Annotated in this window: 10 protein-coding genes; 1 reads left to right on the top strand and 9 read right to left on the bottom strand. The window is 58.1% G+C overall.

The features are described from left to right. Positions 1 to 467: 467 nt before the first annotated feature. The 4 genes from BLR75_RS08985 to BLR75_RS09000 form a co-directional block, all read right to left on the bottom strand. A complete protein-coding gene (locus BLR75_RS08985; RefSeq protein ID WP_371858113.1) occupies positions 468 to 2834 on the bottom strand; it encodes a TonB-dependent receptor in 2367 nt (788 codons plus the stop codon). Between the two features lie 143 nt (positions 2835 to 2977). Then, a complete protein-coding gene (locus BLR75_RS08990) occupies positions 2978 to 3817 on the bottom strand; it encodes a FecR family protein (protein ID WP_084310597.1) in 840 nt (279 codons plus the stop codon). Continuing rightward, the gene (locus BLR75_RS08995; RefSeq protein WP_084310596.1) at positions 3817 to 4338 is read right to left on the bottom strand and encodes an RNA polymerase sigma factor; all 522 of its coding nucleotides are present in this window, start codon (positions 4336 to 4338) and stop codon (positions 3817 to 3819) included. Before BLR75_RS08995 ends, BLR75_RS08990 begins: the two co-directional genes overlap by 1 nt. Positions 4339 to 4453: 115 nt before the next feature. After that, positions 4454 to 4861, bottom strand: a complete 408-nt coding sequence (locus BLR75_RS09000; RefSeq protein ID WP_139207003.1) for a hypothetical protein — start codon at positions 4859 to 4861, stop codon at positions 4454 to 4456. Between the two features lie 817 nt (positions 4862 to 5678). On the opposite strand from BLR75_RS09000, the gene BLR75_RS27335 reads away from it, so the two are divergent. Beyond that, on the top strand, positions 5679 to 5792 hold the full coding sequence (locus BLR75_RS27335) for a hypothetical protein (RefSeq protein ID WP_425439001.1): 114 nt from the start codon (positions 5679 to 5681) through the stop codon (positions 5790 to 5792). A 435-nt stretch (positions 5793 to 6227) separates the two neighbouring features. Here the strand turns inward: BLR75_RS27335 and hxsA are convergent, their stop codons facing one another. The 5 genes from hxsA to BLR75_RS27340 form a co-directional block, all read right to left on the bottom strand. Then, positions 6228 to 6881: a His-Xaa-Ser repeat protein HxsA gene (gene hxsA / locus BLR75_RS09015; RefSeq protein WP_084310593.1), complete on the bottom strand. Its 654-nt coding sequence runs from the start codon at positions 6879 to 6881 to the stop codon at positions 6228 to 6230. Beyond that, positions 6878 to 8107, bottom strand: coding sequence for a His-Xaa-Ser system radical SAM maturase HxsC (hxsC, locus tag BLR75_RS09020; protein WP_084310592.1), 1230 nt, complete (start codon positions 8105 to 8107; stop codon positions 6878 to 6880). Before hxsC ends, hxsA begins: the two co-directional genes overlap by 4 nt. 3 nt (positions 8108 to 8110) lie before the next feature. Then, entirely contained in the window at positions 8111 to 9598 is a 1488-nt protein-coding gene (gene hxsB / locus BLR75_RS09025; RefSeq protein WP_084310591.1) for a His-Xaa-Ser system radical SAM maturase HxsB, read from the bottom strand. Beyond that, entirely contained in the window at positions 9599 to 9901 is a 303-nt protein-coding gene (gene hxsD / locus BLR75_RS09030) for a His-Xaa-Ser system protein HxsD (protein ID WP_084310590.1), read from the bottom strand. A gap of 309 nt (positions 9902 to 10210) precedes the next feature. Further along, complete coding sequence (locus BLR75_RS27340) at positions 10211 to 11233, bottom strand: tyrosine-type recombinase/integrase (RefSeq protein ID WP_084310589.1); 1023 nt, start codon at positions 11231 to 11233, stop codon at positions 10211 to 10213. Positions 11234 to 11597 lie beyond the last annotated feature (364 nt).

Consider the following 11597-nt stretch of genomic DNA (forward strand, 5'->3'; position numbering starts at 1 on the left):
TGCTCGGGTGACCGTGCTGCTGGCAGGTCTGGTCGGGGGGAGACGGGGGGAAGGCGCTTCGGTCAGCGCTGGATGATAACGAGGACCACGCCGCCCTGAGCGTCCCCAGCGAGGGTGGCCGGCTCCGCACGCTGAAGAACGTCGAGGGCGACACCATCACCGGGCGCCTGCTGGAGTTCAACGAAGCCCGCCGCAGCTACACCATCCTCCACGGACCGGCGCCGGTGCGCGACTACCAGTCGACCCTGCGCGTCCTGTCGGCCGACGAAGGCCGGCCCGCACCAGGTCCTGAATGGGAGACGTTGATGCCCCGGCAGGACTCCCAGCAGTGCTGTTCCTATCGGCAGCAGGTCGGCGATCAGGACGGCGGGGCCGGCCGGTATCGATCAGCCTGCCGCCCCAGGGACGGTCCATGGCGGCCATCAGACCGGTCCTCGACCCGGGAGCCGTTCGGCGCGCAGGCCTGCTTACCACTGGTGGCTATAGCTGACCGTCAAGACTGTGCCCGGGGCAGGCAAGTGGCTGGTGTTGTTGTTGTTACGCATCAGCTGGCTGTAGAGCGGGTAGTAGTCGCGATTGAACAGGTTCTGGATGCCCGCGCTCACCTTGTCGGTGTCGCTCAGCCGGTAGTCGCTGACGAGGTCCACCGTGGTGTAACTGTCGACATCGCGGCGGCCGAAGCTGGTCTGGCCGTTCAGGCGATAATCCTCACTGGCGAAGTAGGTGGCCTGCAAGCGGTTGCTCCAGTCACTGCTGGGCTTGAACTGCACATAGGCGGTCAGCTTCAGCGGCGGTATGCGGAAGCCGGTCATGTCCTGCCAATCGCCATTTTCCGGTTGTTCGCGGCCCTTCATCCAGGTGAAGGTTCCACCCGCACCCCAGACTTCGTCGAAGGTCAGCCAATCCGCACTGCCTTCGATGCCGTACACGCGTTCCTTGGTACGGGTGAGGATCAGGCCATTGTTGAAGCTCTGCACATCGCCCAGTTTGGAGGTGGTGTAGAACAACGCGAGCGACGCCAGGGTCTGTTCGCCGAGCACTCCACGCCAGCCCAGTTCGTAGTTGTTGGTCTTCACCGGTTCGAGATCGGACGAGTCGATGTCGAAACCACGGCGGGCGTTGCGGATCTGTACGCCGATATCGGGCAACTGGAAGCCCTGGCTGAACGCGGCGTAGATCTCCTGGCCAGCCACCGGCGAGAAAGTCACGCCGATGTTGGACAGCACGTCGTCGTAGCGGACTTTGCCACCCTGCACGGTCGCCGGGTTGGCGTTTTGGATTTCCGACAGTGGAATGAAATCGTCGAACTCGGCGGTGGCGTATTCGTAACGCAGTCCGCCATCGATGGACCACTGGTCGTCGAAGCGGTGCTGCAGCTGGGCAAACACGCCGGTGCTGACGGTGGTCAGGTCCGGCATGTAGGTCAGCTCGCCGATCTTCTCGAACACACGACCACCGCTGGCGTCGTAGAGCGCCGGATCGAAAATGTCGAGGGGCATGTTGCTGCGCTCGCGGTTGAGGTCTCCGCCCCATACCAGTTCGGTGTTTTCGCCCAACGGTGTCCGGAGCGTCAGGCGACTGCCAAAGACTTCGCTGTTTTGCATCACCTGGTCCACGTTGCGGCCTCGGGTGGCCACACCACGTGCATCGAAGGGCGTGAAGCGGGTGAAGTAGTCGCGGTAGTAGAGCTGGGCCGACAGTTTGCTGCCAAGCAGGTCCTGGTGGCTGTACTCGAGGTTGGCGATGGTGCTCTTGATCTGGTTCTGCTCGTCCAGTTCGAGGCCACTCAGGGGGCGTGCCGGGACGGACCCCGGCGGCAGGGCGGCAACCGACGGATCGGACGTGTAGTCGCTGTCCTGCCTGGCGTCGAGGTGATTCAGCGCCAACTGGATGCGCTGATCTTGGTCGAGGCGCAGCCCCAGTTTTCCGCCAATGTTGTAGGTGTTGGAGTCGAACAGGTCACCCTGGCTGGGTTCCGGCGCGATGCGATGGCCATTGGCATCGAAGGCGCCGCCGATGTGGCGGGCACCCAGGTCCAGGGCATAGTCGACCTGTCCTTGCGAGCCGGCGAGATGGTGCTGGAGTTCGCCGCCGAGGCTGTCGTTATCCAGCTGGGTCAGCGAGGAGGAACCGGTCAGCGTGGTTTCTGCACGTGCCTCTCCACCGGCCGGGCGGGTGGTGATGTTGATGATGCCCCCGGTAGCGCCGGCGCCGTAGATGGCGTTGCTGCCATGAATCACTTCCACGCGTTCGATCAGGGCCGGATCGACATTGGCCAGGTTGCGCGAGGAGTCCCGGTTGGTATTCAGCGGAACGCCGTCGACCAGAATCAGCATGGTGCGGCCGCGCAGAGTCTGCCCGTAGTCGGTGATCGTGCGGCTGGAGTCCGACATGCCCGGGATGCTCTTGGCCAGCAGGGTGGCCAGGTTGTCGGAGCCCTGGCGAAGCTGTTCCAGCTGCTCGCGCTCGATGACGTTCACCTGGCGGGCTTGGGGAACCAGCGCGCTCGACGTCCGCGAAGAGGTGATTTCCATGGGCGCAAGTTCCACCGGCGTGGCATCGGCCGAACTCACGCTGGGTGTTGCCGCTTCACCCGGCACCACGATGAAGGTGTGCTCATCCTGCTGCTGAACCTGCAGGCCGCTATTGTCGAGCAGGCGCTGCAGCGCTTCCGTCGTGGAGAAACGACCGCGCAGCGCAGGCGACCGCTTGCCGGTTGCGATGTCGCTGGAGAAGAGAATCTGGGTGCCGGACTGAGTCGCCAGGGTATTCAGCGACTTTTCAAGAGGCGCAGCGGGCAAATCGAAGTTGATCTCGTTGGCCGCTTGCACCATCGACGACAGGCCGAGCAGCAAGCTGCTGGCCAACAGGGAATGGCGCCGGGTCGGGGTTCTCACTGATTGTTCTCCAGGAAGGGATTGTCTGTTCCTGGAGATAGCCGCCACAGCGAGGACAAAACCCTACCTCGAATTCAAATTTATTTTCGGGGCGCTTTTCGAGTTACCAGCAGACCGCCGTCGGCATCCGCCGCCACGTTCACTGGCAGGATCTTCGGCAGCAAGGCCAGCATGCGATCCAGGCGAGCGCTGTCGAAGGTGCCGGACACCGGAAGCTGCGCCAGGCTGTCGTCATCCAGGCGGATCGAGATCTGCCGGTATCGACGAATGACATCCAGTACTTCACGCAACGGTGTTCGATCGAACACCAGGCGACCTTCGGCCCAGGCGGCGACAGCGCTCGCGTCGACCTGCGAACGGCGTCCCAGCTGACCGTCGTGAACGAGCACCTGGTCGCCGGGCAGCAGCATGAGACCGGCGTCCCGCCCGAGCACACTGACCTTGCCTTGCTCCACCGTGACGCGCACGTCTTCCTGTACGCGGCTTACGTTGTAACGGGTGCCCACCACGATGATCCTGGTCGCGCCGGCGAGGGTATGGAACGGCCGATAGCGAGCCGGGGCCACGTCGAACAGCGCCTGTCCGGCCTGCAGTTCCACCTGGCGCGTACGCAGATGCCAGCTGACTGCCACTCGACTCGAACTGTCCAGCGTCATGCGGCTGCCGTCCGCCAGTTCGATGAGCTGACGCTGGCCAGCCCCACTGTTGAACTGTTCGGTCTTGTAGGCTGGGTCCAGCCAGAACAGGCCGCCGGCAAGCCCCAGCACGGCGATCGAGGCTCCGAGCGTGGCGGGGCCTGGCCGTTTTGGCTTCTTCGACGGCGAGGGAAGCGGAAAGCGCTTCTTCAGTTCCTCGCGATGGCGCGCGATGGCGTCGTCTGCCGTTGTGAACTCGTCCGGGCGGGGAGTGGGGCGCGTCATCACGCAGGGTCCTGGTAGCCAAGCCTTTCACGGCATCGGGTCATCCCGAGTTTAAGGTGCTTTTCCACGGCCTTGATCGAGATTCCCAGGTAGTCGGCGACCTCTTGCCGAGGGTGCTCATAAATCTTGTGCATCACGAAAACCTGCTGGCATCGCGGCGGCAGGTCCGCAATGGCAGCACAGAGCCGCTCCAGCTCATGAGCAGTTGCATGGCGAACGTCCGGTCCTGGTGCGCTGCAGACGACACCTGTCAGCTCTATCTGCTCGTCGATCCAGTCCAGCCTGCGTCGCTCGCTGCGATAGCGGCTGTTGGCGTGGTCGAAAGCGATCTTGCGCAGGAGTGCCAAGGGTACCCGCACATCGTCCCTGTCAGGAGACTCCAGCAAGTGCACGCACACATCATGCACCACCTCGCGTGCGGCATGCCGGTCACCAAAGCGGCGACGCACAGAATCGACCAACTCGTCGTAGTGGCGAATCAGCGTCGCGACTAACGACAGCTTGGAGGGGGCATGTGGCACGGCGTTACGAGGCAGGCAGATTGAAGGCTAGTGCTAATATAAATGAGAAGATAATGCATTTGATAGTGTGTTTTATCGCGCGTGCACGCTACCTGTAAATGGCGGCCGGCCGGGGTCAGATATGCGTAATGGATGTGGACCGCAGCAGATCCATCAGGGCCAGGACGATCAGGGTGGCGACGATGAACCTGGAAATGGCGATGAAGGTGGCCGGCAGCAGCGCATACAGGCCGTAGCCGAGGCTGCGCACCAGCAGCCTCGGCAACTCGCCGGAAACCAGTGGCGAAGGCCGATCCGGCATGGCGAAGCCGACGAGATGGGCAAGGACGATGGAAAGGATCAGCATCAGCGGCGGGCTGAGCATGCCGCTGAAGCGCCGGTCAGGCTGCTGCTTGAGCTGTCGGCGGGTATAGAGCGAAACGTCGATGGGGTTGCGCAGCACTCGCCAGAGCGTTCGCGGAAAGAAAATGGGCCAGGCCGCGACCTTCCACAGGAAGGCTTCGAGCGATTGCAGGCTGCGCAAGAAGACCACCATCCGACAGGCATCTGGAGTGGCTGCAAGGGTTGCCCCGCATCCCGTTCAAGGGGCCTCACGGGCAATCCACACCTGATCTGCGCGATGTGATCGAAGCAGATCCAGTCCACTTGAGGATGGCCGAACCACCTCCGGTATTCGCTTCTTCGCCAGCCGGGAAGGGTGCTTCTCCTGAACAACCTTGGCCTTGGGCAGCGAACGACTGTGAATTGGGCCTGATGAGGGGCTGCGACTGGCCGGTCTCTGTCGGGTATGACTAGCAGGCAGTGCGCGGCTGAAAGTAGGCCGCTTCCCAATGTAAAAAGGCCGGTGAGCAAATGCTCGCCGGCCCTTCCGACTGCTCCTCTTCATCATCATCCCAAGCGGCTCCGAGGTTCCTGCTTGTTACACTCCGCACTCATTTGGTGCGTTCATTTCACTTTTAAGTGAAAAAATTCCAATTCATCGTGAGAAATTACGCGTCCAATGCCTTTCAAGATTTCTTGAACCCGGGTTGTAAGAAAATCAAGAAATTATGGTTTCCGAATGTCAGGCTTTTTGAATTCGATTTTCAAGAAAAATGAAATCGACACATCAGCGCTTAGCTGAACTTGAATTTTGTCATTGTGCGCGTATTGCTAGGAAGCGCTGTGAGGATAGAGAGAAAGAAGAGGAGCGTGGGAGAGCAGAGTACTGGCCGAATGAATCGGTACGGTAAGTTACATGTGCGACGTAGTGGCTATTCCGAATCCGGACTCGCTGCCTTGAGATAGTTGGCTGTGGTTCGCCTGGTGATCAGCCAACCTGCCGCGCACGCACGATCAATATTTATAAAAATCCGCACACCGGTGACGTTGTAAAGACCAAGGGCGGTAACCACAAGGTGTTCAAGGCTTGGGCCGAATATGGCAGACAGACTGTCCACGCCCGATGTTGTTGATTGGGTGATGAGTCGCGTAGCCTTGTAGGGGCGACACGGTGCTAGTTCGTCGACAGTCGTTGGGTCGAGTAGTAGTAGGCCAGCACGCTGCCGATCAAAGGGCCAGAGAATGCCAGGACCTCACTAAAATAGCGGCTCTGAAGTATCCCGCATATTAGTACGCCCAGAAGCAACATGAATATCACGAAGAAGCCAACTAGCGCGGGTAGGCGTTTGTTCAAGCGTTCAGTCCTGGGCTCGGCCTGACCGATTCCACCGCAGACCATGCAGGGTAAACCTGCGAAGCTTTTACCTTTTAGTTCATTCTCTTTAATGCATGCGGCGCAGGAGAGTTGTAATTCACCATTACGGCAGGTCCCACTGCCCTCACAATGCGCGCATGGATACAAGTTGGATTTGATGTCATGCATCGTCATGGTTGTACCAGCAGTGCGGTTAAGGAATACGAATGCCCAATGCATTAAGCGTAGGGGTATCCATTCGGCCATTGATTTCCAAGCCAGCATCCATCTGGAATGACATAAGCGCACCGCGGGTAGTTTTACCCAGGATCCCGTCAAGGGCGCCTTCGTAATACTTACGCACCATCAGCGCGGTCTGCACACGTATGACCAGGTTGGACAGCTCCCCGGCAGATGGGCGAGTGGGTATGGTCCTGGAGGTAGAGGTATTCACTGAGGGCGATGTCAATTTGTTGAGGTTGGAGTTACCTCCAGAACTGTTGCCGGACTGATTGCCACCACTTGAGGTGCTGGGAGAACTGTAAGAGGGGTTGGGTGTGTAGCTTGGCGCCGGTGGTGGGCTGTAGTAGCGCGGAGCGCTGTAGCTGCCCGAGCCGCTGTAGTGTGAACTATGCGATCTATGAGAGCTGTGCGATCGGTGTGAGCTGTGCGACCTGTGTGCTGCGTAGATGTTCACCGTATCGGGGGCGTTCAGCGTATTGGTGAATACCGGTGGCTGAGTGTCGCTACGGGGCGAGCATACGCTGTCGGCGAGGGGCAATTGGTTGGCCTGGGCAAAAGCCGTACTGGCCACTGGCAGGAGGGTGATATGGCCGATCAGGACCTTCCAGCGATCGAGCAGACTCATGGGGCGCTCCTTGCGTAGGCAGTGAACTCTTCCGAGGTCAGCGGGCGGATACCGCGGCTTTGCCAGCGAGCGGTGTGGGATTTGAAGAAGCCTGCGCAGTGGCTGGTTGCAGCACAGGTCTGGCAGGCGTCGATGAACAAGTTCTTCCAGTCAGAAATGCTCTGCCGGGCAAAACGCGACAGATGCGCCGGCAACAGGCACAACGGTAGGTTGTAGATGGAGACCGGCATGCCTCGGTTATGCAGGAAGTAGGCGGCCTGACCGAGCTGGTCCTGGTAGTCCAGAGGATCGATCCAAAGTTCATCGTAGTGTTTCTTCGCCAGTCCGGTGCTTTCGATACCCATGAAGGCGACGTGGCGAGCGAAGGGGAGATTGCGGAACACAAAATGAGCCAGCTCGGCCAGCCTCGGTGTGGTCAGGCGATTGAGCACTACGCGAATCTCCACCACTTGGCTGGCTCGCGCGAGGTTGTACAACCCCTGCATTGTTTCGCTGAAGGCTCCGGATGCCTGGACCAGATGGTCGTGATCACCTGCGTTATCGGCGTAGAGCGGGATGCCCCAGCTCAGTCTGGGATGGTCCAGATGTCTCAACTCGGAGATCCAGCTCGGGTCTTTCAGCAGCCGACCATTGCTGAGCAAATGGATCGACTTCTCCGGCAGAACCGTTTTGCACTTGGCCAGGATCTCCAGCAGTCCTTCGCGATACAGCGTCGGTTCGCCGCCGCTGATGCCGATGTTCTCCTCACCCGGGTCCATCAGGTCGATGAGGCGCAGGTTCTCTTCGGTGTGCCAGCGGTCATCGATGTCTTTCGGCGGCTGTGAGCACATTAGGCACATGCTGTTGCAGCGGTTGGTGATGAACAGCAGGTTGGAATTTGCGCCGCGCCGGTACAGCACACGCACGAGATTGCTGGCCGGGGTGAGGGCGATGACGTCCCCAGGGCGAACGACCTGCGGGTCCTTCGGTGCGCGAAGCTGCAACACGCCTTCGGGCAGATCGAGCGGTTCCTGCTCGGGACTCAGGAAACCTCCCACAGGCAATGCCAGCAGGCCTGGGTGCTCCCGCAGTTCGTGCGCCTCGATCCAGAGCACCAGGTCGTCGAAGGTCGCGTGGCCAGCGCAGGCGGCCGTGCCTTTCTCGATGAGCTCGTTGGCGGTGATCACCTTCAACAGGCGTGGGCCGGGAAGGTGCAGGATGTCGAATTGGGTCTCTCTGCGCAGCATGGCTTACCCCGTGTAACCGGCGTAAGGAATGTCAGCGAAGGAGCGCCGACTCAGCCAGGACAGCAGTACACGCTGGATATCGTCGTCCCCATCTCTCAGCAGACCGAAGAGATGCTGGAGCAGGCCCATGTTCTTCTCGCAGAAGCTGCTGAAGGCGCGATGACCCACTGGATCGCCCTGGCGGGCGAAGTGATCGATCGGGTCGGCGCCGCAATAGGGGACCAGCGCGCAATCGCTGCAGCCGGGCAGTGCCTCGGCAATGCCCGCCCCCAGGAGGAGCTTCATGGCCGGGGCGTTCAGGAGTTCATGCAGTGGTTGCCGAACACTGCCGAGGCGCAATCCGTCTTCTCCCATCTCCAGCAGCATCCGGGCTTCATCGGACGGATAGACATATCCGTCATAGTTGTAAACGAGAGCGCCGGTACCCGCCCCCACCGGAGAACGTAGATCGACGTAGCCGGAAGAGAAGGGCGTTAGAACGTTGTTCAGCAGTAGCGCGGTATAGCCTTCCGAGAGGTAGGTGCCTTGCTGGTTCAGCTCCAGCAGATAAGCGAGCGCCTCCTTGTAGAAACCTACGTAGCGCTCCATCGGATAATCAAGGCGTTGCGAGCTCCTGGAGGCGAATCCATAGGGGCTTAGTGGCCGCAGGGAGATGCTGGAGAAACCCTGCTTCACATACTCGTCGATGATTGCCCGTGGCTGTTCCAGGCTCCGAGCAGTGAGTGTCGTAAGTGCTGATACAGCGTCGTGACCCAGACGCGCACGGACTCGCTGGATGCCGTCCAGGGTTCGTTCGTAGGAGTTCCGAGTGGGTGTCGGCCGATTGGCATTGTGAAGCGCAGCCGGACCATCCAGCGAAGTGGAGAATTGAATGCCGTGGGTTTGCGCGAAATCGAGGACTTCATCGGTGAGGTGATGCAGCGTGCTGGTAATGACGAACTGGATGTCGCGCTGCTCTGTTTCGTTGCGCTCGACCACGCGCTCGACGATCTGGCGGATGCGCGCGAAGGCCAGCAAGGGCTCCCCACCCTGAAACTCGACGGTTAGAACAGGCGACGTCGACTCGAACACTCGCTCCACCGCATCGAGTGCATTCTGCTCGGACAGATCATGTCCGTCGCCGCCAAGCGGTGCCCGTGAGACTTGGCAGTACTGGCAGGTGTGATTACAGCGCAAAGTCACCACGAAAAGATGCAGCGCCGGGCCCTGCAGGAGGAAGTCCTTGCGGCTGCGGTATTGCGCGGCCATTTCAGGGAGCGGGTCATGGCCCCAGGGCTCGTAGATGAAGTGACGGGCCAGCAGATCCTTGTACAGAGGCGTCCCGGGATGTAGACGCTTGTCCAGCAGCTCGCGCAACTGGTTACCCGAGACAAATAAGTACTCGCCGGTGTCCGCGGTGATCAGCACATCTCGCGTGCTTCCGCAGCTCAAGCGCATGAACCGGAAGGGCAGCAGTCGATAGCGGCTATCCGTAATGATCACGGTGTTCATTCAGCGGCTGCAGCCGGCGAACGCAGTGAGGATCAATGTTTCCCTGATTCCGGCGGTTTCCTGCTGGACTCGTTCACGTAGAGCGAAGTCGTTCAGCTGCTGCAGTATCAGCGCTCGGACGTGGTCGCTGGGAAGTGATTCAGCGGTGACCGAGGCCGAATTTGGCATGACGACCAGGGTAATTCGGTGTTCCTGCGACTGCACTTCCACCGCAAAATCGTCAGCCACGCTGTAAGCCGTTCGTTGCGCCACGCTGAGTGAATAGGCTCTCTCATCCAACTGCAAAGTGACGGGCCATGTCATGAATTTCTGTTCCTGATATCACGATAGTGCATGCGGGATTTTGCCCTGCATCGTGGCAAACAGCTACTACCGCACTGCATAAGATGCCTAACGGCCGCCGCCGCTGCCGCGTCTATTCAAGCGCTCATTACTAAAGATTGGAATTATCCTGGCGCGTAAAATCCTTGTAAATCATAAGCCTAATTTTTGCCATTATGAAAATTTTCAAAGATTTAGTTTCTAATGGCAGGCCTTATAAAAAGCCAACCGAATTGTCCGCAACTAAAGATTCACACGTGCGCGAAGCGATTTAGTGTGGTGGCGGTGATTTTATTGCTTTTTGTTATAAGCGGACCGATACAAGCTGTTCTCGATTGCCAAGAGTATGGATGATATGTGCTCAGGAGATATTTCGGGACGATCCTTATCCCTATCTCGTTGGGTTTTTCCTACGCGCGTCTTAGAGGCATGGCTTATATAAAATGGAGCGTATTTTAGTATTTTCCGACGAGACCAACCATTATCTATAAGAAAGAAGTAAAGACTGTAGCGGAGTGATCGGGTGTTGCGCGGAGGTCCGGCATGCGTCGACATTAATTTTTTGAAACTACTCTGCACAGTTCTAGAGGTAACTGGGGTGGTTCGTGTGGGGCGGCTTGCACAGGAAAATATATAGTGGGTCGAGCTTCCCGAATGAGCTAACCAGTCTTCTATCGCTGCCAAAGGACAGAGCAATGGAAGTCGAGTAATCTGAAAAGAATATCTCTCTCTACCTCCATTGGGGCTGAGGCGATTTGCGGTGATCTTAATCGTATTCTTTGTTATGTGTAGATCATCTTTCGTAAGCTTGCACACCTCTCTGGTAGCAAGTCCGAACCAAAATGCTATCAATAAGATCGCCCTATTGCGAAGGGCTATAAATGCTGGGCTTGAGACTTTCCTTGTCTCATTGTCGCGGCGGTCTTCGCCTAGCGCCATCTCAGGAGAAAACTGGCGCCCATATAGTTCGGATAGATATATTACATCGTTTATTGAAATTGGCAGTTGAAGTGAAGGGCAGGTCTGTCTGGGTGTCCTGCATTTGATTTGACGTAGCAACTCGATGACTGATGGGCTTGCTGTAGGATCAGGGAAATTATTCTCCTTGTGCCAGTGGCCAAGAGCAGAAAGCGTAAAGCTCATTTGTTTGCTGTCAATAAGACCAAAATTATCTGACAAGTAGAGGCAGACTTCGTAGGAAAGTGTCGGCAAATCTCGTTGTTGCCATTCGATATAGGGGCGCAATGCTCTGCGCTGAGCGTTTTTTGCCCAGCCGGGATGAATGCGATTTAACTCAGCTCTGTTTGTATACATAATGTGTCATCCAAAAAACTTGCACCATTCAATGGTGACCCTCATATGCGTGCTGACTTCATAACCCTGCAGTCTTCTGTGCATCTAGATACTAGGTGTAATTTATAGTTGAGAATTCTCAAGGAATTCTCTGGGCTTATATGCCGAGGATGCATATTAAATTAACTTTTTAGTTTTTTATTTTATAGGTTATCGATTGATAGTGGCTATCATTGTAGTTGGTGCATGCCCCCTCACTTAAATGGACTTCACGCGCGGGAGAGGTGAGTCACCCCCAAGGCTCAACTCAAATGAGAAGGGGTGGCTATGCCCAACAAGACACCAGAGAATGCTTTTCTCGCGAGGCTCCGTAGTCGACGATCTA

The sequence above is a fragment of the Pseudomonas jinjuensis genome (assembly GCF_900103845.1).
GTDB classification, from domain to species: Bacteria; Pseudomonadota; Gammaproteobacteria; order Pseudomonadales; family Pseudomonadaceae; genus Pseudomonas; species Pseudomonas jinjuensis.

Bases quoted from the DNA above. Each gene is read 5' to 3' on its own strand.
- BLR75_RS27340 (WP_084310589.1), bottom strand. From the start codon at position 11,233: ATGTATACAAACAGAGCTGAGTTAAATCGCATTCATCCCGGCTGGGCA.
- BLR75_RS08990 (WP_084310597.1), bottom strand. From the start codon at position 3,817: ATGACGCGCCCCACTCCCCGCCCGGACGAGTTCACAACGGCAGACGAC.
- hxsD (WP_084310590.1), bottom strand. From the start codon at position 9,901: ATGACATGGCCCGTCACTTTGCAGTTGGATGAGAGAGCCTATTCACTC.
- BLR75_RS08985 (WP_371858113.1), bottom strand. From the start codon at position 2,834: ATGGTGCAAGCGGCCAACGAGATCAACTTCGATTTGCCCGCTGCGCCT.
- hxsA (WP_084310593.1), bottom strand. From the start codon at position 6,881: ATGAGTCTGCTCGATCGCTGGAAGGTCCTGATCGGCCATATCACCCTC.
- hxsB (WP_084310591.1), bottom strand. From the start codon at position 9,598: ATGAACACCGTGATCATTACGGATAGCCGCTATCGACTGCTGCCCTTC.
- hxsC (WP_084310592.1), bottom strand. From the start codon at position 8,107: ATGCTGCGCAGAGAGACCCAATTCGACATCCTGCACCTTCCCGGCCCA.